This is a genomic window from Sphingomonas endophytica (assembly GCF_001476895.1).
Lineage (GTDB): Bacteria > Pseudomonadota > Alphaproteobacteria > Sphingomonadales > Sphingomonadaceae > Sphingomonas > Sphingomonas endophytica_A.
In genome coordinates, this window is record NZ_LDTB01000005.1 from 1 (window position 1) to 24,941 (window position 24,941).

Annotated in this window: 16 protein-coding genes; 7 read left to right on the forward strand and 9 right to left on the reverse strand. The window is 68.8% G+C overall.

The annotated features are described in order from the left end of the window. Window positions 1-235: 235 nt before the first annotated feature. Window positions 236-2,959: an endonuclease/exonuclease/phosphatase gene (locus tag NS334_RS01850; RefSeq protein WP_058754284.1), complete on the forward strand. Its 2,724-nt coding sequence runs from the start codon at window positions 236-238 to the stop codon at window positions 2,957-2,959. A gap of 37 nt (window positions 2,960-2,996) precedes the next feature. Here the strand turns inward: NS334_RS01850 and NS334_RS01855 are convergent, their stop codons facing one another. Further along, on the reverse strand, window positions 2,997-4,235 hold the full coding sequence (locus NS334_RS01855; RefSeq protein ID WP_058754285.1) for a hypothetical protein: 1,239 nt from the start codon (window positions 4,233-4,235) through the stop codon (window positions 2,997-2,999). A gap of 133 nt (window positions 4,236-4,368) precedes the next feature. On the opposite strand from NS334_RS01855, the gene NS334_RS01860 reads away from it, so the two are divergent. Beyond that, complete coding sequence (locus NS334_RS01860) at window positions 4,369-4,668, forward strand: WGR domain-containing protein (protein ID WP_058754286.1); 300 nt, start codon at window positions 4,369-4,371, stop codon at window positions 4,666-4,668. Between the two features lie 181 nt (window positions 4,669-4,849). On the opposite strand, the gene NS334_RS01865 is transcribed toward NS334_RS01860, so the two are convergent. The 4 genes from NS334_RS01865 to NS334_RS01880 all read right to left on the reverse strand — a co-directional run bounded on the left by NS334_RS01865 (window position 4,850) and on the right by NS334_RS01880 (window position 9,206). Further along, window positions 4,850-5,821 carry a hypothetical protein gene (locus NS334_RS01865; RefSeq protein ID WP_153002548.1) on the reverse strand — a complete coding sequence of 324 codons (972 nt, stop codon included), beginning with the start codon at window positions 5,819-5,821 and terminating at the stop codon, window positions 4,850-4,852. A gap of 199 nt (window positions 5,822-6,020) precedes the next feature. After that, the gene (locus NS334_RS01870; protein WP_058754288.1) at window positions 6,021-6,575 is read right to left on the reverse strand and encodes an RES family NAD+ phosphorylase; all 555 of its coding nucleotides are present in this window, start codon (window positions 6,573-6,575) and stop codon (window positions 6,021-6,023) included. A gap of 12 nt (window positions 6,576-6,587) precedes the next feature. After that, window positions 6,588-7,187, reverse strand: a complete 600-nt coding sequence (locus NS334_RS01875; RefSeq protein ID WP_153002549.1) for a hypothetical protein — start codon at window positions 7,185-7,187, stop codon at window positions 6,588-6,590. A 57-nt stretch (window positions 7,188-7,244) separates the two neighbouring features. Next, window positions 7,245-9,206 carry a hypothetical protein gene (locus tag NS334_RS01880; RefSeq protein ID WP_058754289.1) on the reverse strand — a complete coding sequence of 654 codons (1,962 nt, stop codon included), beginning with the start codon at window positions 9,204-9,206 and terminating at the stop codon, window positions 7,245-7,247. Here NS334_RS01880 and NS334_RS01885 point away from each other — a divergent pair. The 5 genes from NS334_RS01885 to NS334_RS01905 all read left to right on the forward strand — a co-directional run bounded on the left by NS334_RS01885 (window position 9,205) and on the right by NS334_RS01905 (window position 17,647). Beyond that, complete coding sequence (locus NS334_RS01885; protein WP_058754290.1) at window positions 9,205-9,687, forward strand: hypothetical protein; 483 nt, start codon at window positions 9,205-9,207, stop codon at window positions 9,685-9,687. The genes NS334_RS01880 and NS334_RS01885 overlap by 2 nt on opposite strands. A 126-nt stretch (window positions 9,688-9,813) precedes the next feature. Continuing rightward, the gene (locus NS334_RS01890; protein ID WP_058754291.1) at window positions 9,814-11,382 is read left to right on the forward strand and encodes a cryptochrome/photolyase family protein; all 1,569 of its coding nucleotides are present in this window, start codon (window positions 9,814-9,816) and stop codon (window positions 11,380-11,382) included. 112 nt (window positions 11,383-11,494) lie between these two features. Next, complete coding sequence (locus NS334_RS01895; protein WP_153002550.1) at window positions 11,495-12,013, forward strand: hypothetical protein; 519 nt, start codon at window positions 11,495-11,497, stop codon at window positions 12,011-12,013. A gap of 21 nt (window positions 12,014-12,034) precedes the next feature. After that, window positions 12,035-14,269 carry a M10 family metallopeptidase C-terminal domain-containing protein gene (locus NS334_RS19250; RefSeq protein ID WP_058754293.1) on the forward strand — a complete coding sequence of 745 codons (2,235 nt, stop codon included), beginning with the start codon at window positions 12,035-12,037 and terminating at the stop codon, window positions 14,267-14,269. A 324-nt stretch (window positions 14,270-14,593) separates the two neighbouring features. Continuing rightward, window positions 14,594-17,647 carry a TonB-dependent receptor domain-containing protein gene (locus NS334_RS01905; protein WP_241491777.1) on the forward strand — a complete coding sequence of 1,018 codons (3,054 nt, stop codon included), beginning with the start codon at window positions 14,594-14,596 and terminating at the stop codon, window positions 17,645-17,647. Between the two features lie 47 nt (window positions 17,648-17,694). Here NS334_RS01905 and NS334_RS01910 read toward each other — a convergent pair whose 3' ends face one another. The 4 genes from NS334_RS01910 to NS334_RS01925 form a co-directional block, all read right to left on the reverse strand. Further along, window positions 17,695-18,252 carry a septal ring lytic transglycosylase RlpA family protein gene (locus tag NS334_RS01910; RefSeq protein WP_058754294.1) on the reverse strand — a complete coding sequence of 186 codons (558 nt, stop codon included), beginning with the start codon at window positions 18,250-18,252 and terminating at the stop codon, window positions 17,695-17,697. Window positions 18,253-18,538: 286 nt separating this feature from the next. Further along, the gene (locus NS334_RS01915; protein WP_058754295.1) at window positions 18,539-21,799 is read right to left on the reverse strand and encodes a S8 family serine peptidase; all 3,261 of its coding nucleotides are present in this window, start codon (window positions 21,797-21,799) and stop codon (window positions 18,539-18,541) included. A 548-nt stretch (window positions 21,800-22,347) separates the two neighbouring features. Further along, window positions 22,348-22,746 carry a hypothetical protein gene (locus tag NS334_RS01920; protein WP_058754296.1) on the reverse strand — a complete coding sequence of 133 codons (399 nt, stop codon included), beginning with the start codon at window positions 22,744-22,746 and terminating at the stop codon, window positions 22,348-22,350. Further along, the gene (locus NS334_RS01925) at window positions 22,743-24,233 is read right to left on the reverse strand and encodes a glucoamylase family protein (RefSeq protein WP_058754306.1); all 1,491 of its coding nucleotides are present in this window, start codon (window positions 24,231-24,233) and stop codon (window positions 22,743-22,745) included. The genes NS334_RS01920 and NS334_RS01925 overlap by 4 nt, the downstream gene beginning before the upstream one ends. Between the last annotated feature and the right edge of the window lie 708 nt (window positions 24,234-24,941).

The following is a 24,941-nucleotide window of genomic DNA, read 5'->3' on the forward strand; positions in this document are numbered from 1 at the left end:
GCCGCCTGCGCCGGCATCGCCGCCATCCCCGACAGCATCAGCGCCGCCGCGATCATCATCCGCTTCATGACCCGTACCCCCGTTAATCTTCGTAAACGCGGGCCGCCGCTATCAGTCCAATGTTGCAGTCAGACGACATGATAACGCTCTCATTACATTGGATTGCAACCCGCCTGTCATCTTCTACTCATAGGCGGTGGTCAACGAAACGGGTTAAGATCGGGGGTCGTGTCTCATGAGTGCACAATATTGGAACCTGGCCGGTGGCGCGCTGTTCCAGGACTGGAGCAACCTCTCGCTGATCGACGGCGATGACGACTGGAGCAAGGTGCCCAGCATCATGGGCTTTCGCGGCGACGACCTGACGTCGCGCACCGGCACCGATCCGCGCACGATCACCGGCAGCAGCAGCGTCGTCGACGTGATCGCCAATCAGAAGAGCACCGCGATCAGCAACGGCGGCGTGGCGGAGTTCGAGATCGCCAATCCGGTCGTCGCGCTGCAGGGATCGGGCACCGCCGACGCGCCGTATCTGGCGCTGTACCTGGACGCGACCGGGCGCACCGACGTGCACCTGACCGCGACCGTGCGCGACATCGACGGCACCGGCGACAATGCGGTGCAGCAGGTCGCGGTCCAGTACCGGCTCAACGACACCGCCGCCTGGATCGACCTGCCGTCCGCGTACATCGCCGATGCCACGACCGGCGGCAGTGCGACGCAGGAGACGGCGATCGACGTGACGCTGCCCGAGGCGGCGAACGGCGTGGCGACGCTGCAGGTCCGCATCATGACCACCAACGCCGCCGGCAACGACGAATGGATCGGCATCGACGACATCCGCGTCACCAGCGCGGGCGCGACCGGGCCGCAGCCGGGCACGCTGTCGATCGCCGACGCCAGCACGACCGAGGGCAATGGCGGCACCCACGACCTGACCTTCACCGTGACGCGCAGCGGCGGGACCAGCGGCGCGGTGAGCGCCGCGTGGAGCGTGACGCTGCCGGGCGGGCCGGACGGCGCCGACGCGGGCGACTTCGCGGCCGGCACCGCCTTCACCGGCACCGTGACCTTCGCCGACGGGCAGAACAGCGCCACGATCCGCCTGCCGGTGGCCGGCGACCTGACGCCCGAGCGCAACGAGACGTTCGGCATCACGCTGAGCAACCCGACCGGCGGCGCGGCGCTGGACCGCGCCACCGCGACCGCCACGATCCTGAACGACGATATCGCGCCGCTGCTGATCGGCGAGATCCAGGGCAGCGGGCTGAAGTCCGCCTATGAGGGGCAGACGGTCATCACCAGCGGCACCGTCACCGCGATCGACAGCAACGGCTTCTACATCCAGGATTGGGGCGACGGCGACGCCGCGACCTCCGACGGCATCTTCGTCTTCACCAGCAGCGCGCCGCAGAACGTGTTCATCGGCGACACGCTGTCGATCGAGGGCCGGGTCAGCGAATATCGCGCCGGCACCGGCGGGCTGACCGTGACGCAGCTCAACCCGACCTCGATCACCGTCGACAGCACCGGCGACGACCTGCCGGACGCGGTGCTGGTGGGGACGGGCGGGCTGACCCCGCCGACGCAGGCGATCACCGACGGCATCGCCTTCTGGGAAGCGCTGGAAGGGATGCGCGTCACGCTCGACGCGCCGCGCGTCGTGTCGAACACCACCGCCGACCAGTGGCGCGAAACCGACGTCGTGGTGTCGGGCGGGGAGGGGGCGACCGGCCTGAACGCGCGCGGTGGGATCACCATCTCCAAGGGCGATTTCAACCCCGAGAAGATCCAGATCCAGCGCGACGCCGCGATCTTCGACGGCTTCGACCCGAACTATAGCATCGGCGACCGGCTCTCCGGCGTCACCGGCATCGTCAACTATGCCAACGCCACCTATGAGGTGATCGTCACCGAGGCGGTCGAGGTGACGAAGCAGGCGACGCTGGCCAGGGAAGTGACGACGCTGAAGGGCGACGCCACGCACCTGTCGATCGCGACCTACAACGTCGAGAACCTGGACCCGGGCGACGGCAAGTATGACGTGCTGGCCGGCAACATCGTCTACAACCTCGGCGCGCCCGATATCGTCGCGGTGCAGGAGATCCAGGACGCCGACGGCGCGGGCAAGGGCAGCGACCTGTCCGGGCAGAAGACCGCGCAGGGGCTGATCGACGCGATCGCCGCGATCAACGGCGGCCGCTATGCCTATGTCGAGATCGCGCCGTCGACCGCGGGCAGCACCGGCGGCGAGCCGGGCGGCAACATCCGCAACGGCTATCTCTACAACCTCGACCGCGTCGATTACGTCGCGGGCAGCGCGACGCTGATCACCGGCGACGCCTATGCGAACAGCCGCAAGCCGCTGGCCGCGACCTGGGATTTCCACGGCGAGCAGATCACGACGATCAACGTCCATTTCACCTCGCGCGGCGGCAGCGATCCGTTGTGGGGCGCGACCCAGCCGCCGGCCGACGCCGGCGACAGCGCGCGCACCGCGCAGGCGGCGGGGGTGAAGGCGTGGGTCAACGACAAGCTGGCGGCCGATCCGTCGCTGAACGTCGCGATCCTGGGCGACTGGAACGGCTTCTATTTCGAGCAGGCGCAGACCCAGCTCACCGATCCGGCGCAGGGTGGCAAGTTCACCAACCTGAACACGCTGCTGCCGGAGGAGGAGCGCTACAGCTACATGTTCCAGGGCAATGCGCAGCAGATCGACCATATCGTCGTCACCGGCGGGCTGATCGAGGGCGCGTCCTATGACGCGGTGCACCTCAACGCGGAGTTCGGCGGCGACCGCCCGACCGACCACGACCCGCAGCTGGCGCTGCTGAAGCTCGGCTTCGGATCGAGCGAGGCGGTGACGCTCGCCGACACCGGCGGCGAGGACTTCGGCCATGCGGCCATGTCCGGCCCGCGTTTCGGGCAGGACCTGATGGGGCACCTGCATATCGCGTGACGCACGAAGGGCCGCCGGTCACGACACCGGCGGCCCTTCAGTCCGTCACCCGCGAACCGGAGGCGCCGGGCGAGGCGACGCTCGCGGCTGCCCCCGCCTGATGCGGGCCAGCGATCCGCTGGCGCAGCGCGACGCTCATCGCGTCGGTCGCGGTCAGATCGACGACATGGACCGTCATCGGGCCGCGCCGCTGCGCGATCCGGCTGCCGGGAACCGAGCCATATGTGTCGCGCACCGTGAAGCGGTCGATCCGGTACAGACCCGGATCCCCCGCCGCGACGTCGAGCGGCACGTAGCGGCGCTGTCCCACCTGCCGCAGGATACCGGTTTCCCATGGGCCCAGCCCCGAGGTGCGCAGCACCTCCACGCCGACCGTTCGGCCATCGGGGCGGATCCAATAGCCGATATCGGCGAACCGCACCGGATCGTTGTTGCCGCGATCGGACGGGCTGGGGACCGGATTGATGTCCTCGACGGGCGGCGCGAACAGCAGCGCGGGCGTCCGCGCCGCCGACTGGCGGAGCCGCGCGGCCAGCGCATCCACCGCGCCGCCGTCGCCGCGCCGCACCGCGATCCGCGCCAGCAGGATGTCGCGCAACCGGGCGATGCCGTCGCGATCGGCGCCGGTGCCCGCCCCCGCATCCGCCCCCGCATCCGCCAACGCCACCGCGTCGCCGATCAACCGCTCGGCCTCGCCCGGCCGGTCGCGCGCCAGCGCCAGCCATGCGCGGCGAAAGACCGCGCCGACCGCAATCGCGCGATGCCCGCCGGCGATGCCGAGCCGTTCGACCTTGCGATACAGGCCGTCCGCCACGCCGGGCATCCGCAACCCGATCATGTCGTCGGCGAGTTGGAGCTCCTCGGTGAGCGTCGCGGGATCGCCGCTCCCCAGATGCGTGCGCAACACCTCAACATCGCTGCGCGCGGCGTTCTTCCACAATCGGGTGTCGCCATTATGCTCGGCGACGGTCGCCAGCGTCGCATAGAGGCTGGACACCGGCCCCGGCATCGTCGCGGCAAAGGCGCGGTTGCGGCGGATCGCGCGTTGCAGCGTCCGCTGCGCGTCGTCGTAGCGCCCGTCCGCGAACTGTTCGACCGACGCCTGCAACGACGCCTCGACCTCCTGCGCGGGTGGGCAGCGCCGCGCCAGACACGCCGCCAGTTCCCGCTGCGCGCGTTGCCCGATGACGACCACGTCGCGCTGCGTTCCGGAAAGCGGCGGGGAAGGGGAGGGGGCGACGGCTTGCGCCAGCACGAGCAGGACCGGGACGAGCATAGGAAAAGGTCACGCCCGAACAGTAACTTGTCAAGCATGCGCCGCCCCCTGATCGAGCCGCTGACTCACACGCCCGCGACTGATTCAGGAAATCCATCGGACACGCCCGCGACGCGCGCCTAGAATCCGCATCATGGACGCGCTGCCCTATGATCCGGTCGAGCTGGTCGCGTGCGACGCGGCGCGCAACCTGCATCGCCGCTGGCGCGTCCACGCGATGCGCGACCTGTTCGGGCGGATCGTGATCGAGACGCGCTGGGGCCCGACCGGCGCGCCCGGCCGCGTGCTGACGCGCAGCTTCGCGGGCGAGGGGGAGGCGCTGCGCCATGTCCGCGCGCTGCTGCGGCGACGTGCCGGCGCGGTGCGGCGGATCGGGGTCGCCTATCGCCCGATCGCCGGTGTTTCCGATATGTTCTTTCCTACAAGCCATTGATATGATGGGATGGTCGGCAGGAAAGGAGTCGCGAGATGATCGACGCACCTTCGCTGCTGGCGGTCGCCGCGCTGTTGTCGGCGCTGGCCAATGTGATCTGGTCGATGCGGCGCAAGCCGTGAGGGGCGGGGGCGGCGCGACGACCCGCGTCGCGCCGCCCCCGCCCGTGCCGGTGGTGCCGTCAATCGCCTTTCGGCTGCGGCGTGATGGTATCGACGCCCTGCTGGTTCTCGGACAGTTTCAACATGGCTTCCTTCTGGCGGGACAGCAGCGCATCGATCGTCCCCTGGACCTTCACCTTGGTCGCATCGTCCGTGACCGCGTTCTTCAACGCGATCTGGCTTTTCAGCTGGGCGTCGAGATTGTTGATGTCGCTCCGCAGGTTGACCTGCCGGATGATCGAATCCACGCCTTCCTTGTTGAGGGCGGCGGCGATCAGCAGTTGCACGCCATTCTCGAACGAACAGGCGCGATGATAGTCGTTGACGAGGCGGATCATCTCGTCGGCGGAATATTCCGCCTCGGTCTGATCGGCGCGCGCATTGATCTCGACGAGGATTTCCCTGCGCCCGGCATCCATCACGCGCGTGATCGCGGGGACGAGCTGGTTCTGGTAGATGTTGGCGTTCAGGTTGCTGCGGGTGGCGGTGGACAGGCCGGCGATGCCCGAGAGGATCGATTTGGCAAGATCGCCGCCGACGATCGTACTCGCCGCGCTGAAGCCGGCCGACGCGAAGTCGAAGGCACTGTCGATCGTCGCACGATTGGCATACAGGCGGCCCTTTTCCAGCTGACACGCGAAATTGGCCTGGTTCAGCAGGATATTCTGCAACCGGTTTCGATCGGCGCGACCATTCGGCTGACTGGCAAGTTCGTAGGCGGTCCTGTCGTCGCGGAAATCGAACCTGAAGCAATCGAGATTGATCGATTGCTGCTTGTCTCCCTTGTACTGACTGATGAGCGGGCACCACTTGTCGGCAGGGATGCGTGGATCCGTCTTCGCATCCTCGCTCTTTTCGTTGCGGCTCCGGCGGTCGATCCAGTCCGTCCGGGTGGTAAGCCCCGCGGGATCGATCCGCGCCAGTCGGCCCGTTCTGGCGCAGCCGGTCAGCACAAGACAGGCGATGACGGCGACGATCGGAATGGCTCTCATGACAAAATCCCCCCTGATGCTGATCAACGCATGGAGCGACCCTTTTTTATGATACGCGCAACGACATGCCAAAGTTATGACGATCGCGACCGGCCGTTGTCAATCGATCCCCGCGCGGCCGAACACCTGATCGGCGCGCCTCATTCAAATGGATTACTCTCGATGCTTCATCCGATTTGGTGACGACGTCTTCGGCTGCTTACGGATCGACGTAGAATTTCCCGAACCGCGCCGCCATGGCGTGCGCCAGCTCCGGCGTCAGCGCCGCACCCTCGACCGCGCCCACCCGCACCGCGTCGCGCGCGCGGTCGAACAGCGCGACGCAGCGCCGGTCGTTGAAGCGCGAGGTGTAGAGGATGCCGTCCGCGCCGGTCCGCACATGGATCTCCGCGCCGATCGCCTGCGTGCGCCGATAGTCCGCGCCGTGCAGCTCGGTGAACGACAGGCCGTGCGCCGACACGCCGGCATCGACCAGCGGATAGAGGCGCAGCCCGCGCGTCGCGACCAGTTCGCTGCGCACACGCTGCGCAACATCGCTCGACAATATGTCGGTGACGGTCGGCACGCGCACCAGCGTCTCGCCGAACGCGGTTTCCAGATCGAGCGCCAGGTACAGCAGCTTGTAGCCGCCGGCCGGATCGTCATAGCGCTGGATCGGCGTCGCGCCCGCGGGTCCGAAGAACAGGGGCGACAGCGCATGCCGGTGGATGCGGTGGAAGACGGTGCCCGCGCGCACCGGTCGCAGGCGCAGCATCGTCGCCTGCGCTCAGGCGGCCCAACCCGCCGCCAGCGCCGCCAGCCGCGCGCGCGCAGCCGCATCGCGCGCCGTCGCCAGCAGGTCGAGCAGCGGGGCGGGGGCGTCGCCGAACCCGTCCAGCGGCGCGACCAGCAATTGCAACTGCCCCCACGGGTGCATGTCGCCCAGCGCGTCGAGCACCGCCTTGAGCCCCGGCACCGCCGCGCCGTCGCGGAACTGCGCGGCCGGATAGCGGATCTCGGTGCCGAAGGGGACGCCCAGGATCTGCCGCCGCTGCCGCTGCTTGTCGATCGCGGCGGGGGTGACGCCGAGCAGTTCGGCCAGCTCGGCGCGGTCGTACATGCCGCCCGCCCGCTCCGCCAGTTCGGCGCGGAAGGCGGCGGTGCGCGCGCGCGCGGCGCGTTCGGCGGCCAGCCGCTCGGGCGGGGGCGGGGCCAGGTCGCGCGGCGCGATCGCCAGCGCCTCGCGCGCGTCCTGCGCGCCGACGATCGCGGCCAGCGTCTCCTCGCTGGCGCTGTCCAGTGCGCGCGCCACCGCCTCCGTCAGCGCCTGCATCGCGCGGCGGCGCAGCGTGTCGGGGGCGGCGAGCGGGCGGGCGAGGGCGGTCATCGGCTTGTCCTTCCTGTCCGCAATATGCATCATGCGGACAGAAAAGACAAGGCGCCCTCAGCCATTCGGCAACAGGAACCGCACCCCCATCTGCTGCCCCGAACAGGCCAGCGCACCGTCGGGCCGGAAGGTGCTGGTGTAGCGCGCGTCGCGGATGATGCCGTTGGCCGCCTCGTCGAAGATGAACGGGGGATAGGCGATCACCGCGCGCGGCGCGACCGTCCGGCCATCGGCGGCGATGTCATAGGCACTGAGCACCCAGCCCTCAAAGCCCAGCTGCACCGCCTCCATCGGATAATCCTGCGCGCCGGCGCCCGAGCGCTTCACCGCCGGTTGCAGTCCGATCGTCGCGCATTGTTCGGACGTCAGCCCGGTGCGGTCGAACATCGCGCGCGCCCCCGCCAGATCGCCGCGCGCCGCCAGCACATTGGCCTGCGACAGCAGCGCGGCGATCTTCAGCCGGTGGTTGGCGGGCAAGGCGGGATCGTCGACGACCGCGGTCAGCAGCGCGGCGGCATCGTCGGGCGGTCCCTTGCGATGACGCGGCTGCGCGATCAGCAGCCGCAGCGTCGCCGCCGACAGCGCATCGGCGGCGACCGCAGGCCGCGCCAGCACCTGCCGCAGCCGCTGACGCTCGTCACCCGGATTGCGGTCGAGATCGTCACCGTCCAGCGTCGCGACATAGGTTCGCGCGGTCACGGGCGCGGCCAAGGCGTCGAGCGCGGCGTTGATCGTCGTCAGCAGTGCCGGTTTCTGGCCGGCGTCGACGACCGGACTGCCGACCAGCGCCAGCGCGGCCTGCATCGCCTTCGCCCGGTCGCCGCGCGCGGTCGCATCGGCCAGCGCGGCGCGTTGCAGCGGCAGCGCGAGCGCCGCGGACATATCCTCCCATGCCGGGGTGCCCGCGCCCTTTTCCGCCAGCCATGCCGCGGTCGCTTCCCACAATGGCCCGGTGATCGGCGGCGCGGCGCTGGCCGCGACGCAGCGCAGTTCGATGCGCGTCGCATAGCGGAACAGCGGCGGCACCTTCGCGGCATCCTCCGCGCGCCACGACCAGCCGGTGACCGCGCGTGCGAAGGCCAGCGCCTTGGCGCGGTTGCCGGTGGCGTAGATCGGCGCGACGCCGGAGACGTGCCCGTCCGCCTCCAGCGAGAATTCGACGATCGCCTGATCCTCGGGAGCCAGCCCGCCCTCGCCGCAGACCGGCGGGGCCATCGACGCGGAGGTTGTGAACGGCGTGTCGCGCATCCGGCCCGCGCCGGTATAGGCCAGATAATTGCGCGCGCTGTTGCGGTCGCCGTTCTTCAGCGCCGCGATCGCCAGGTCGGAGCGGGTGGCGATGTCCGACGCGCCGACCGTCATCGTCAGCCCGCCCTGCTTGGCCAGACTGTCCTTCAGGATCGTGTACGCCTCGCGCTCGCGACCGTCGTTCAGCAGCACGCGCGCCTTGACGGTCTGGATCGCGGCGAGGTTCCTCTTGCCGATCTCCGCGTCGGTGCCGGCGAGGCGCAGCGCCTCGTCGATCGTGGCCAGCGCGGTGCCGTCGTGATCGAACATCGTCACCTGCGCCAGCCGCAGCAGCGCCGGGATGCGCGCGGTGCCGGTCACGCCGTCGGCCGCGGCGCGATAGTCGCGGATCGCGGCGTCATAGTCGAACGCGCGCTGCGCCGCGCGCCCCAGCGCCATATGCGCCTCATAGACGTCGCCCGCGAAATCGGCGCCCTTCGCGGCCAGCACCGGCAGCCCGCGCGCGATATCGGCCCTGCCCTGCGCGTCGCGCGGGCCGCCGACCAGGCAGCGCCCGCGCCGCACCGCGACCGTGGCGGCGAGCAGCGGGCTGCGCTTCGTCGCGCCGCCGGCCTCCAGCGCGTCGAACGCGGTGACCGCGTCCGCGCACCGCCCCTCGGCGACCGCCGTGCTGGCGGCGTCGAAGCGCTGCTGCGTGGTCGGCGCGGCGCCCGACGGCGCGGGCGCGGCGGCTTGACCCGCCGCGACCAGCGCGAGCAATGATACGAACATGAATCCTCCCTCTGTCGCGACGATCTCATCACGGCGCACGCGCGCTGTCGAGGGGTGTGGCGGCCGGGGACGACGGATCGCGGCGGCGCTGCTGACGCTGGCGACGATCGGCGCGGCGGCGCCGGTCGCCTATCCGCCCGACAGCGTGCTGCTGCTGGTCGCGCCGTGGTGCGCGCCGTGCCATGCCGAACTCGCGCGGCTGGACGCGATCGCGGCCGCCGCGCGCCCGCTGGCGGTGCGCGTGTTCGCGGTGGAGGACAATGTCCGCGCGCGCGCGATGCTGCGCGGCGTGCCGGAGGCGCGGCGCTGGTCCCCGCCGGAGGGTGAGGCGCGCCGCGCGCGCGCCGATGCGCTGGCGCGCGCGCCGGGACTGCCGTTCAGCCTCGCCACCGATAGCGCGGGGCGGGTGTGCGCGGGGCAGGGCGGGGGGCTGGACGCCGCGCGGACCGCCGCGCTGGTCGCGACATGCCGGGCGCGCTGAACCGGGCGGGCAGGCGTACCGTTGCGGGCACCGCCGCCCTAACGGCGCCCCGCATCGACCGTGACCCCGGGCGCATGACGGCATCCGGCGATCGCACCGAAACCGCCCGCGCGGCGTTGCGCCCGCATGACGATCCTGATCCCGGTGCTGGGCGACCAGCTTTCGCCCGCGCTCGCCAGCCTGCGCGACATCGACCGCGACCGTGCGGTGGTGCTGATGATGGAGGTGTGGGACGAGGCGACCTACGTCCGCCACCACCAGAAGAAGATCGCGCTGATCTTCGCCGCGATGCGCCATTTCGCCGAGGAGCTGCGCAGCGACGGCTGGACGGTCGATTATGTAACACTGGATAATACCGATAATACGCATAATTTCACCGGCGAGGTCGCGCGCGCCGCGACCCGCCACGCCGCGCGCGCGATCCGCACCGTCGCGGGCGGCGAATATCGCGTGCGGCGGATGCAGGACGACTGGGCCGCGCGCACCGGCGTGCCGGTCGAGATCCTGGAGGACGACCGCTTCGTCTGCCCGCTGCCCGATTTCTATGCCTGGGCGCAGGGGCGGCGCGAGCAGCGGATGGAATATTTCTATCGCGACATGCGCCGCCGCACCGGATTGTTGATGACCGGGGACGGCAAGCCGGCCGGGGGCAAGTGGAATTACGACCAGGACAATCGCCAGACGCCGCCGCGCGGGCTGAACTATCCCGCCCCGGCGCGCTTCGCGCCCGACGCGACCACGAACGCGGTGCTGGCGCTGGTCGGCGCGCGCTTCGGCGATCATTTCGGCGATCTGACGCCGTTCGCGCTGCCGGTGACGCGCGCGCAGGCGCTGGTCGCGCTGGACCGGTTCGTCGCCACCGCGCTGCCGGACTTCGGCCGCTATCAGGACGCGATGATCGCGGGGCAGGACTATCTCTATCACTCCAGCCTGTCGCTGTGCCTCAACCTCGGGCTGCTCGCGCCGCTGGAGGTGTGCGAGGCGGCGGTCGCGGCGTATGAGCGCGGCGATGCGCCGCTGAACGCGGTCGAGGGCTTCGTCCGGCAGATCATCGGCTGGCGCGAATATATGCGCGGCATGTACTGGTGGGAGATGCCGGCGCTGGGCACCGCCAACGCGCTCGACGCGACGCGCGCGCTGCCCGAATTCTACTGGACCGGCGACACCGACCTGCGCTGCCTGGCCGAAAGCGTCGACCAGACGAAGCGCGAGGCCTATGCGCATCATATCCAGCGGCTGATGGTGCTCGGCAATTTCGCGCTGCTGGCGGGCGTCGATCCGCAGGCGGTCTCGGACTGGTTCCTGGTCGTCTATTTCGACGCCTATGAATGGGTCGAGATGCCCAATGTCGTGGGCATGAGCCAGTTCGCCGACGGCGGCGCGATCGCGTCGAAACCCTATGTGTCGAGCGGGGCGTATATCGACCGCATGTCCGATTATTGCGGGCGCTGCCGCTATGACGTGAAGCAGAAGACCGGGGAGGGGGCGTGCCCGTTCAACGCGCTCTACTGGGATTTCCTCGCGCGCCACGAACGGCGCTTTCGCGGCAATGCGCGGATGCGCAACATCTACGCCACCTGGGATCGGTTCGACGCGGCGAAGCGCGCCGATTATCGCGCCAGCGCCGCCGCGTTCCTCGACACGCTCGTCCCCGCCGCGCCCGGCTGGGCACGCCACGATGCCCCGTCAATGTAATATTGTTACATGGCTTTGTGATGAAATTAACATGACGCAATGGTTAAAACCCCGTTGACGCATTCTTCTATTCGAGACAGTCTCCACCGAAACCTGTCGTCGGGGGGCGTGAGTGAACGGAGCGTATCGGCCGGGATTGCGGATGGCGGGCGCGGCGCTCGCGCTGGCCGCCGCGCCCGCCCCGGCGGTCGCGCGCACGCCGTCGCTGCTGTGGCGGGACGTCACCTCGCTGGGCGTCACCTGCCAGATCCATACCGCCAACGGCATCGATGACGGCGCGCTGACCCGCCGGCTGTGCGACGCGGTGCGCGCGCGCGCGGCCCGGGGAGCGCCGGTGCCGGTCGTCGCCGCGCCGCTGGGCGGCGCGGCGCTGGCGGCGGGGCGCGTCACGTTGCTGGTGCAGGGCGATGTCGCGGCGGTGCGCGGTGCGCCGGTGCTGGCGCTCACGATCCGTCCGTTCCGCAACAGCGCGGAAGGACAGCAATTCTTCACCGCCCCGCCGCGTGCGGTGGCGCTGGACGACCGCGCGGCGCTGGAGGCCGCGGTCGATGCGATGCTGGCGAACACGCTGCCGTGGCAGGCGGGCGCATCGCCCCGCGCGCGGCGCATACCAGATCCGTCTCAACCGTAGAAACAACAGGGAGTGAGTAGTATGGCAAGCGGCAACACCGCAGCGGTGGACAGCCTGATCAAACATTCGGAGCATCAGGACGAACTGGTCGCGGGTCTGGTCTGCACCTGCCCGGCCTGCACCGGCGGGGTCACCGATCCCGAAGCGATGACCGTGAACCCGATGGCCGGGCTGAACCCGACCGTACAGGCCGGCTCGGTCGATTATCTGGCCGGCACCGTCGCGGCGAACGGCAAGGAAATCTGGTCGGCGGACAAGATCGCGTCGTACCTGAACCGCTCGGGGGCGAGCTGGGTCGGCGGGCCGGATCCGGCGCGGCAGGTCGACAGCAACGTGAACGAGATCACCTACGGCTTCTTCGAGAACAAGGAGCAGATGCTCGACAACGGCTACGGCTATACCGAGGACGGCCAGAACTACGCCTTCCGCGAATATTTCAACTTCGCCTCGTTCAACGCCGACCAGCGCGCCGCCGCCCGGGTGGCGATGGGCTTCTGGGACGATGTCGTCTCCGTGTCGTTCAAGGAAGTCAGCAACGTCTATCGCGCCGATATCGCGATGGGCAATCTGGCCAGCGCGCCGCAGACGCAGGCCTATGCCTATCTGCCGCTGGGCACCTATTGGGACGATCCCGCGATCCGCGGGCAGCTGGAGCGGCTGGCCGGCGACGTCTGGGTATCCGCCAGCCAGGCGAGCAATTTCCAGTTCAAGCCCGGCGACTATGGCATGGCCACGCTGACGCACGAACTGGGCCACGCGATCGGCCTGTCGCACCCGGGCAATTACAACTTCGGCCCCGGTTTCGCGGTCAATTACGCCAATGGCGCGGAATACTTCCAGGACTCCCGCAATTATTCGATCATGTCGTACTGGAATTCCAGCGACATCGGCGCGGGCGACTATGACGTGTCGATCATGCGTATTTCCTATGGCAATACGCCGATGATCCACGACATCCTGGCGGCGCAGAAGATGTACGGCGCCGACACGACGACCCGCACCGGCGACACCGTCTACGGCTTCAATTCGACGGCGGGCAAGGACGTCTTCGACTTCACCAAGAACGTCGCGCCGATCGTGACGATCTGGGATGCCGGCGGCAACGATACGCTCGACGCGTCGGGCTATGCCGTGGATCAGGTGGTGAACCTGAACGCGGGGTCGCTCAGCAGCATCGGCGGGAAGACGCTGGACGAGACGCTCCGCACGGTGACGCTGGAATCGGTCAACGCCAATCGTATCGCGCGCGGGCTGGTCACGCTGACCCAGGCGGATTTCGACGCGCGGTTCGCGCTGGTGCTCAACGGCACGTACAAGACGGCGCTGACCGACAACGTCGGCATCGCCTATGGCGCGACGATCGAGAATGCGGTCGGCGGCAGCGGCAACGACACGATCATCGGCAACGGCGCGGTGAACAAGCTGAACGGCGGCCTGGGCAACGACACCGTCAGCTACCGCGAGGCGTCGGCCGCGGTATCGGTGTCGCTGCTGTACGGGCGCGGCTTCGCGGGTGACGCGAACCGCGACTATCTGAGCAACTTCGAGAATGTCGAGGGCACCAAGTTCAACGACATCCTGGCCGGCGACAATAACGACAACGTGCTGATCGGCGGCGCCGGCGCGGACTCGCTGAACGGCAACGGCGGGTTCGACATCGCCAGCTATCGCACCTCGACCACCGCCGTCACCGTCTCGCTCAAGACGATGACCGGTACGCAGGGCGATGCGGCGGGCGATCGCCTGGTCAGCATCGAGGCGCTGGAAGGCGGCAGCGGCAACGACACGCTGATCGGCTGGAACGGCAACGACTGGCTGTCCGGCGGCGCGGGCGACGACCTGCTCGACGGCGGCGCGGGCAACGACACGCTGCTGGGCGGCGCGGGCAGCGACAAGCTGAACGGCGGCGCGGGCAACGACCTGCTCGACGGCGGGGCCGGCAACGACATGCTGTACGGCGGCGCGGGCAGCGACACGTTCCGCTTCTCGCAGATCGGCGGCACCGACACGATCGCCGACTTCACCACCGGGGACGATCGCATCGACCTCAGCCTGATCGACGCCGTCACCGGCGGCGCTAAGGATGCGTTCGGCTGGATCGGCGACGCCGACTTCTCCGGCAAGGCCGGCGAGCTGCGCTCGTACGGCGAGGGTGGCTTCTATTACCTGTCGGGCGACGTGAACGGCGATGGCGTGGCCGATTTCACGATCCAGACCTGGGTGAAGATCGTCCAGAGCGACATCGTCTTCGCCTGACGCGCATCGCACGCGACGGAAAGGGGGGGCGCGGCACCGGCCGTGCCCCCCTTTTTTTGCGCGCGCCGTGACGGCGGTGCCCGTCGCGACCGCAAGCATCGTCATATTCCCGGACCGCCACGACACCGATGGCGGTCCGATTGTTGCAGTTTCGCCATAGTTCCCGGGTAAACGTATGTTGCACCGGTGAGCGCCCGCTTGTGTTCGCGACCCTGCGCTGTCACCCCATGACTTGCCGGCAAGGGGAGCGGCATTCCGGTAACGATCGGGCGCCTGTCACGTACTGCTCCCATCTTGCGCACGGCGAGAGAAAAGGGGCGAATGATGAAGAAATTCAAGACGTTGTTGACGTCCGGTTGTGGCGTGGCCGCACTGACGATGCTGCCGTCGGCCGCGCTGGCCCAGACCGAAGCCGCGCAGGACGCGCCCGCGTCGATCGGCGATCCCGTCGCCTCCGCGAAGCTGGCCGCCGCCAGCAACGACACGCCCCAGGGCGGGGCGAACGACGTCATCGTCACCGGCACGCGCATCACGCGGCCCAACAACCGCTCGGCCGCGCCGATCACCACCACCACGGCGGCCGAAATCGCCGCGCAGGGCGCCACCACCATCGAGGAGGTGATGAACCGCCTGCCGCAGGTGCAGGCCAATGCCGAACAGAATTACGCCGATTCCGACGGGCGCCAGCGCATCAAGCTGCGCAGCCTGGGGTTCGAGCGGACGCTGACGCTGGTCGACGGGCTGCGGCTGGGCATCCAGAACGGCATGGACGTCAGCCTGATCCCCAACGAGCTGGTCGAGCGGATCGACGTCCTGTCGGGCGGCGCGTCGTCGGTGTACGGGTCGGACGCGGTCGCGGGCGTCGTCAACTTCGTCCTGAAGAAGGATTTCAACGGCATCGCGGTCAGCGGCAACTACAGCTTCTTCAACCACCACAATAGCGCCAACGACGTGACCGACGCGGCGAACCGCGCGTTCTTCGCGTCGCGCCAGGGCTGGGCGAACGACGGCGGCCGCGCCAACGTGACGCTGACCGCGGGCAGGACGTTCCTCGACGGCGCGCTCAGCGTCTCGGGCTATCTGAACTATCGCCAGTCGGACCAGGTGAACCTGGGCGATCGCTCGCTGTCGGCCTGCGAAGTGACGCAGACGGTGGCGACCGGGCTGCTGAACTGCACGCGCAGCACCTATACGCAGGTCGGCACGATCGTGCCGGGCGGGATCGGCGTGGGCAACACGCTCGTCAACAACCCCGACGGATCGGGGACGTTCGTGCCGTACAATTCCGGGCGCGGCACCGCCACCAATCCGTTCGACGAACTCGCCTTCCAGCGCTCGTTCAACCGCATCAACACCGGCGCGTTCGTCAATGCGCGGATCAGCGACGACATCGAACTCTATTCGACCGCGATGTTCTATCGCGACCGGTCGTCGAACACACTGCCCAACCGCGTCTATTCGTACAGCGCCTATGGCAGCACGCCGTTCCAGACCAATTGCGACAATCCGTTCCTGTCGGCGTCGCAGCGCACCACGCTGTGCGGCACGCGCACCACGGGGCTGGTGCCGCTCGACGTCCGCTATCGCTTCGACGGGATGCCGCTGGTCCGCAACAGCTTCGAGAACCGCGGCGTGCGCATCGCGGGCGGCCTGCGCGGCCGCGTGCTGGACGATGCGTGGAGCTATGACATCGCCGGCGTCTATTCGATGCTGAAGGGCGAGACGATCTATCCGGCGCAGCCCGATTTCGATCGCGTCAACCGCTCGCTCAACGTCGTCAACGTGAACGGCACCCCGACCTGCGCGTCGGTGGTCAGCGGCGCCGATCGCGCGTGCGTGCCGTTCAACGCCTTCCGTCCCTACAACAACAATCGCGCGCTCAACGATTACCTGTTCACCAATGTCGACGGCCGCCAGAACAGCACCTCGCTGATGTGGCAGGCGCTGGCGGTGCTGAACGGCGACCTGGGCAAATACGGCATCACTTCGCCGCTCGCCGAACAGGGCGTGGCGATCGCCATCGCCAGCGAGTTCCGCGCCGAATTGTTCAAGAGCGGCGCCGACGCGCTGTTCCGCGAAACCAACGGCGGCACCGATCAGCGCTTCACGCAGAACGTCGTGGAGAGCAACGTCGAGGTGCAGGTGCCGCTGATCGAGCACCAGCGCTTCACCGACCTGCTGCAGGTCAACGGCGGCTATCGCGTGTCGAAATACAACCGCCTGAACGGCACCTTCAACACCTGGAAGGTGGAAGGGATCTGGGCGCCGATCGCCGACATCGGTTTCCGTGCGTCGTTCAACAAGGCGCAGCGCGCGCCGACCGTGATCGAGGCCGATCAGGCGAGCAACATCAACTATACCCGCACCGGGCCGAACGACCCGTGCGCCTCGACGCCCGATCCCAATTCGGCGGACCCCAACGTGCGCCTCGCACCGACCGCCTCGATCGAACAATGCCGCCGCACCGGCCTGCCCGACAATCTGTACGGCAGCGCCGCGCTCAGCTGTCTCGACAACAGCTGCACGGTCCGCAACGGCGGGTTCAACCTGAAGCCGGAGACCGCCTATACCAAGACGTTCGGCGTGATCCTTCGCCCGCGCGTGCTGAAGGGGCTGACCGTGTCGGCGGACCGCTTCGTCATCAACCTCAACGATTCGATCAACTTCTTCCAGGTCAACGACTTCCTGAACGGCTGCCTCACCACCGGGCTGGACTATTATTGCCGCGGCATCGTCCGGACGCCGGGCACGTTCCGGCTCGACAGCGCGGCGACCGGCAATCCGACCAGCGGCTATTTCGCGCGCGGCACCAGCAACGGTTACCGGTCGCAGGCGCATGGCTGGGATTTCCAGGCGCAATATGCGCTCGGGCTGGGCGCGGGCGGCACGCTCGACACCTCGTTCAACGGCACGCTGACGACGCGCGTCGGCAGCCAGGACACGCCGAACGCGGCGCCGCGCAACTGCGTTGGCTATTACGGGCCGAATTGCGGGGAGAGCATGCCGCGCTGGTCGCACGGGCTGCGCACGACCTGGACCTCGCCGGAAAAGTTCGCCAGCGTCTCGGTCAACTGGCGGCACATCTCGGCGATGACGATCAGCTACAATGCGCCCGCCGACACCGGCATCCCGGCGAACGCGCCGCAGGTCCGCCGCTTCTACAGCGGCGTGCCCGCCTATGACTATATCGACCTGGCGACCAGCTTCGACGTCGCGAAGCGCTTCACGCTGCGCGTCGCGGTGAACAACCTGTTCGATCGCGATCCGCCGCTGCTGCCGGATTCGCGCAGCGTGCTGGGGCTGCTGCGCAGCAACACGCTGTTCCGCTACGACCTGCTTGGTCGCCAGATCGTCGTCGGCGCGACCGCGCGCTTCTGACGATCACCCCCCGGCGCGTCGATCGATCGGCGCGCCGGCGGCACGGCCTATGGCGCCTCGCCCGCCGCGATCAGTTGCGCGCGGAACGCCGCCAGCGTCCGGGGGTCGGCGTCGGGGCGCGGGGCGGCGGGCTTGCCGTGGCGCAGCCGCTCGCGGTCGCGCTCGTCAGGGCTGACCACGCGCACCCGCACCGCGCCATGCCCGTTCGCGCGCAGCCCCAGCAACGTGGCGGCGCCCTTCGACAGATCGATGATCCGCCCGCGCGCGAACGGTCCGCGATCGTTGACGCGCACCACGATCACGCGGCCGGTGTCCAGCGACGTGACCTCGACATAGCTGGGCAGCGGCAGCGTGGCATGCGCGGCGGTGATCCAGCCGGGACGGAATTTCTCGCCGCGCGCGGTGCGATCACCGCTCTCGCCGCCATACCAGCTCGCGCGGCCGAGCATGTCATAGCCCGGCTCGGCGGCCGGGACATAGGTGACGCCGCGCACCACATAGGGCCGCCCGACCGTCACCGGCACGTCGCTGACGGGACGATAGCGACCGCCGCACCCGGCCAGGGCCAGCGCGATCGACAGGGCGGGAAGCACGTGGCGGATCATGCGCGGGCGGGCTATCCGCTGCACCGCGCGGCGGCAAGGGCCTGCTCCCGATAAGTCGTGTTATGTAAACAGCCGGTCCGTCCGGACCGCCTGTCGCTACCACGTGATGCGTCGGCGTCAACGCACCGCGGGATCGCGCCCGGGGATGCTGGCGCGCGTGCTTCGGTCCCCCGGCGCCGCCCGCAACCGTGCCGCGCCATCGCAAGCGACGACGCGGCACGATCGTTCCGGGGATCCGCGGCCGGTTCGGCGCGGCGTCCAAGCGAGGAGCCGCGCCGCGCCGGGATCAGCCGGCGAAGCCGAAGGCGTTGCCGGTGAAGTTGAGCTGGTCGGCGTCGATGTTGACCAGCAGGATGGTATTGCCGCCACCCAGGTCGATCAGCGTGTCGTTGCCCAGGTCCGTGACGGCCGGCGCGCCGTCGAGCTGGTAGCTGGACAGGTCGATCACGTCGCCCGCGCCGAAATCGGCGATCGTGTCCTGCCCGAAGCCGGCGTCGAACACGAACGTGTCCGCCCCCGCCCCGCCGATCAGCGTGTCGTTGCCGCCCAGCCCGATCAGCACGTCATTGCCCGCCCCGCCGTTCAGCACGTTCGCGCCCGCGTTGCCGCGCAGCGTGTTGGCCAGCGCGTTGCCGGTCGCGTTCAGGCCGGCGCTGCCGGTCAGGAACAGGTTCTCGACGTTCGCGCCCAGCGTCCAGGAAATCCCGGCATAGACGCTGTCGACACCCCCGCTACCGTTCTGGAAATACTCGATGATCTGGTCGCCGGCGTTGTCGACGTAATAGCTGTCGTTGCCCGCGCCGCCTTCCATCGTGTCCGCGCCGGTGCCGCCGTCGAGCGTGTCGTTGCCCTCGTGACCCAGCAGCGTGTCGCGCCCCGATCCGCCATACAGCCGGTCGTTGCCGAGCCCGCCGCGCAGCGTGTCGTTGCCGTCCATCCCGTACAGCGTGTCGGCGAAGCTGGTGCCGTAGATGGTGTTGGCCAGACCGTTGCCGGTGCCGATCCGTGCGCCGCCGGTCAGGTACAGGTTCTCCACCTGTGCGGCCAGCGTGTAGTTGATGCTGGCATAGACGGTGTCGGTGCCGGCGTTCGCCGCCTCGACCACGAGGTCGCCGGCATCGTCGACGATATAGGTGTCGTTGCCCGCGCCGCCGTCGAGCAGGTCCACGCCCGTCCCGCCGTTCAGCGTGTCGGCGCCGGCCCCGCCGTACAGCCGGTCGTTGCCCGCGCCGCCCACCAGCGTGTCGTTGCCCCGCATCCCGCGCAGTTCGTTGGCCAGCGCATTGCCGAACAGCGTGTCGTTGCCGTCGCCCGACACCGCGTTCTCGATCTGCGTGCCCTTGGCGATCTTGAACGCCGCCACGCCACCGAACGTCGAGGTCGTGTTTTCCGACAGCGAGATCACCACGTCCTTGCCGACCGCCGCGGCGTTGATCCAGTCCGTGCCGCCATCGGCGTCGGTCAGCACCTTGCGCCCCGCCTCACCGGCGATCGCCGCCATCGTGAAGAACTCGTTGGTGTAGGTGAACACGTCGTCCTGGCCGAGTTCGCTGCCATAGGCGTCGAGCTTCAGCGAGTTGATGGTCAGCGAGCCACCATATTTGAAGATGTCGTCGGGCTGTTCGAACTGCAGCGTCCAGGTGCCGAGCATGTCGACGCCACGGAAACCCGACAGGCCGAAGGTGAATTCCTGTGCGCCCTTCACGACCTCGACGGAACCGGCGAAGAAGCCGTTCACGTTTTCGTACGTGTCGATATAGGCACTGGTCCCGTCCGGGGCGATCAGCTTCAGCTTCGTCCCGAACATCGACAGGTCGTAATTCACACCCTCTTCCGTTGTCTCCAGACGGAAGTTCACGGTCAGGTCGAGATGCTCGACATCGAGCGCTTCGGTGACGTTGAACTTGAACGACGCCGGGGTGCCGAGGAAGTCGCTCAGCAGCGTCTGGGCGGTGTTGGCGCCCTGGGTCGGGACCGACATGTTGACCGCGATCGGGCCGGTCGAGAGGCTGGCTTCGTTGGCGCTGGTCTTGGGCGCGCCGAACAGCGACCAGACCTCGGCCAGGCGCACCGCATTATAGGCATCGACCGCGCCATAGCCATATTCGCGGCTGTAATGCGCCGCGCCGCCGTTCCAGTTGGCGTCCTGCCCGGCCAGCCCGAACGTGGTGCTGTTCAGATAGATCGGCCGTCCCTGGTAATCGACGGCCGCCTTGCCGGTGTCGAACGCGACCGGCAGCTTGGCGGAATAGGCCAGGATGTTCCGTACGTCGCGCCAGCCGAGATTCTCGTTGGCATCCAGGATCAGGCTGACGACGCCGCTGACCACCGGGGTCGCGCCCGACGTGCCGCCGAAACCGTTGGTATAGTCCGATGCGCCCGACGGATCGGCATTGGTGTTGTAGCCGTCGGTGCCCAGCAGATCGACCGTGACCTGCCCGGTGCCGCCGATCACGGCAAAATCGTTCGACGGGGCCGAGACGAGCAGGTGCGCGCCCGACGAGGTGTAATAGGACGAAAGGCCGTCGGACTCGCGATAGGAGCCGACCGCGACGACGTGGCGGTCGGTCTTCCAGCTGTCGAACTGTCCGTCGAGCGTGTCGTTGCCCGCCGCGGCGACGTGGATCGTCCCCAGCCCGTCGCGCCCGTTGGCGGTGCCGTTCGACAGCGCGTCGATCATCCTGTAACCGAACGATCCCTCGGTCAGCCGCGAGTTGGCGGTCGAGAGCGAGCCGCGCCCGCCCCAGCTGTGGTTGGTCACGTCGTAGCGGTCGGACTGGCGGATCGCCTCGAAGAACGCATCGGCATTGGAGCCGTTGACGAACACCGGCGAGGCGGGATCGAAGATGTTCACGCCGGTGATCGTGGCATCGTAGGAGATGCCGACGCCGCCCTCACCGTTCCGTGCCGCCGCGATCAGCCCGGCGACCGCCGTACCGTGCGGGCCGGAATCCGCCACGAAATTGCCGTCGATCCGCGCGCCGTCGATGACGACCTCGCGCGAGGCATCGTAATTGGCGGCCAGATCCCAGTGCGCATATTGAACGCCGCTGTCGTACACGCCGACATGCACGTCCTTGCCGGTATAGTCCTTCCACACCGCATTCAGGTCGCCCAGCCGCGTCAGATGCCATTGGTCGGCGGTGACGGGGTCGGCGACGCCCGCGATCTCATAGGTCTGGAACGCGGTCTTCACCGTCTTGCCGGTCGACACGTCATAGCCGGCGAAGCCGCCGCCCGGCTTGGCGATCGGGCCGATGACCGGCGGCCCGAACAGCGCGGCGCCGGAAAAGGCCATGTTGCCCGACAGCGGCTGCAGCGCCGCGACATATCCGTCCGATGCGCCAAAGGCCGGTGCCGCGCGGAAATCCGCGAGGCGTGCGGTGCCCGCCGCTCCGAACGGGACGGCGGACAGATCGACGAAGCTGGCCGGCAGCGGCTGCGTGGCCGCGCCATATCGCGTGTCGACGCCGTCCGAACGATCGGACAGGATCTGGTCGGTCAGGGAGGCAGCGGTGGTCCGGCTGCCGTAGGTGGAAGAGGTCATTGCGTCCCGAGGCTCCGATCAAGGGCCGTCATGCCGGGGCGAGGCGAGCATGACGACGCCCGGCCGCATGGCCGCGCGTCACCTGGCGCCCACGTCATCCTGCACGACGGCAGTAAGGTGGATACGTTGCTCGAGCTGGGATGAGGCTATGAAGCGTCGTCGTTGACCGCAATTGTTCATCAGACTTTAATACAAGTTAGATCGCCATTCCGGGTAACGCTCATCGGATAAAGTTATATTGTTGCAATATTTACCATCCTGAGGAAACGATGATACATTGTGTCGCGCCCATGCTGCGGTGCAACGACATTGCGGTGCCGCCCATACCGATTCGGCGGTCACGCCGCGGCGATCCGACAGCCGCGTCCGCGCGCCTGACGACCGGCGCCGGATGCCGGTCGGGCGGGGCACATGAAACGGCCGCACATCCATGTTCAGGCGATCGGCGCTGGCCGGGCCCGGGCGCGGTGAGGATCGGCGGGAGCGAACCATGACGCGGGGCGGCCGTCGCCGCGTCCGCGCCGTCCGCCCGGTTCAGGCGGCGCGGGTCAGCGCTCGAACAGCCACGCCTCGGCATCCTCGATCGTCGTGAAATAGCCGGCGTCGCGCCCGGATGCCGCGCGCTTGATCTGCAACCGCGCCAGCGACCGCGCGACCACGAACGCGATCCGGCGCGACACGGTGTCCGGATTGGCGAGCACGGCGCGAAAGCCGTCCACGCTGTCCTGCGCCTGGATGTGCATCGCGCGGATATCGACCAATGTCAGATGCTGGTTGGGGGCGCAGCGCAGCTCGCGATGGGCGGCATCGCGCGCCGCGACGAAGCGCGCGATATCGCCGGGCGCGAAGAAGCCCGCCAGCGTGATGCGGACCAGATCGCGCGCCGGCTCGACATCCAGCGACATGCGCGGCGTCATCGACGGGCCCGTCGCCTCGTCGGACATCATGACGTCCCTCCCTCTCCGGGCGACAGCCACCCGCCGGTGAACCCGGCGCGTTCCAGCCCGGCACGGATATAGGGGTTCCGGCGCATCGTCTTCCAGATCAATCCGCTGCGCCAGTTCTCGATCATGCACGCGATCGGTCCCTGGTCGATCCCCAGGAAATCGGTCGCGACCCAGCCGATGCCGGGCACCACGCGGCCATGCTGCAACTTTACGTCGGTCAGCGTCAGCGTCGGGTTGAAGCTGTCGCGAAAGCCGTAGCGGTCATAGATCGCGGTGCCGTACTGCGAATACATCGCGCGCGCGGCGGGCAGCACGATCTCCGGCGCGAACGCGACCGATCCCAGTGCGGCGGTCGGCGCGATCGTCCCGTCGTCGCGGTCGCCGGGGCCGCGCGCGGAATAGGAGAAGAACTCGCGGTTGCGCCCGTCGATCTCGCGCACGAAATCGCCCGGCCCGTCGCACGCGGTCAGCCCCCAGACGTTCTCGCCATAACCGCGCCAGCGCCCGGGATTGGTGATCGCATAGCGGCGCTGCGCATAGGTGGCGCGGCGGCTGTTCTCGAAATAATCGAACCCGCGCCGTTTGGAGTACGTGTCCATCAGGCCGCGGAAATCGATCCACACCTGGCTGTACTGATGCCCGAACAGCGGCGGGAAGGCGGTGAAGGGATTGTCGTATTTCTCGTCCCACGACGGGTCGAACTTCGCGGTCCATTCGTCCCAGGTGGTCGGCGGCAGCGCATGGGTGGGCGACCCCAGCGCCAGCACGTACAGGATCAGGCTTTCGTTATAGATGTTCCAGTCGGAGCCGATGAAGCCGCTTTCGGGATGCCAGCCCATCGACACGAACGGCTTGCGCGGGGTGATCCAGTCCCATTCGACCGCGCGGTACAGTTGATCGGCGAGCGCGCGGATCTCCTTTTCAGCCGGATCGTCGGCGTCGTCGAACCACGTCTGCGCGAACAGCACCCCGCCCAGCAGCAGCGCGGTGTCGATCGTCGACAGCTCGGTGCGCGCGAAGCGATGCCCCTTCGTCGTACCCAGGAAATGGTAGAAGAAGCCCTTGTAGCCGCTCATCCCCTCCTTCGCCGGCCCCTGCGGCGCATCGGCGAAGAAGCGCAGCGTGGCCAGCGTGCGCTGCGCGGCGGCTGCGCGCGTGATCCAGCCGCGCGTCGCCGCGATCGGATAGGTGGTCAGCGCGAAGCCGACCGCCGCGATCGAGGCGAAGCTGGGCGTCGGCCAGCGATCGGGCGCCAGGCCGGTCGTCTGGTCGGTGGTGTTCCAGAAGAAGCTGACCGTGCGGCGCTGGATATCGTCCATCAACGGGTCGCTGGCGCTGGCCGGCGTGGTCCCGATCGCGGGCAGCACGCCCGGAAAGGCGAGCCGCGGCACCTGCGGCGGCGCGAACGGCCCGGCGGTACACCCGGCCAGCCACCCCGCCCCGCCCAGCGCGGCGGTGCGGAGGAGATCGCGGCGGTCGAACGTCATATGGTCATCGGTCCCTTCGTCACGCTCCACCGTCCGTCACGTCCTAACGCCGTCATCGTCTCTGCCGTCAGGCCGGCGGACGTCGGGGTTGGAAGCATGAGAGCCGCCCCCCACCCCTGCCCGTCACCCCGGCGCAGGCCGGGGTCCATGGTGCCGCACACACCACGCCCGCATGCGCACGCGGACGGGTGGATCCCGGCCTGCGCCGGGATGACGAAGGACGCGACGGCCCGCTCCCCCCTTCCCGCCCCGGCGAAAGCCGGGGCCCAGTTGGGGGACGTTTCCGTATCCCTCGCGCCGCCCGCCACTGGACCCCGGCGTCCGCCGGGGTGGCAGGCGTGGGTGGAGAGGGGTGCCCCTCCCCACCCGTCACCCCGGCGCGGGCCGGGGTCCAGACACCGGGCAGCGCCGCGCTTGTGGCTCTGGCCCCCGGCCTGCGCCGGGATGACGAAGGACGCGACGGCCCGCTCCCCCCTTCCCGCCCCGGCGAAAGCCGGGGCCCAGGCGGGGGACGTTTCCGTATCCCTCGCGCCGCTCGCCACTGGACCCCGGCGTCCGCCGGGGTGGCAGGCGTGGGTGGAGAGGAGTGCCCCTCCCCACCCGTCACCCCGGCGCAGGCCGGGGTCCATGGTGCCGCGCTCACCACGCCCGCATGCGCACGCGGACGGCTGGATCCCGGCCTGCGCCGGGATGACGAAGGAAGGCATG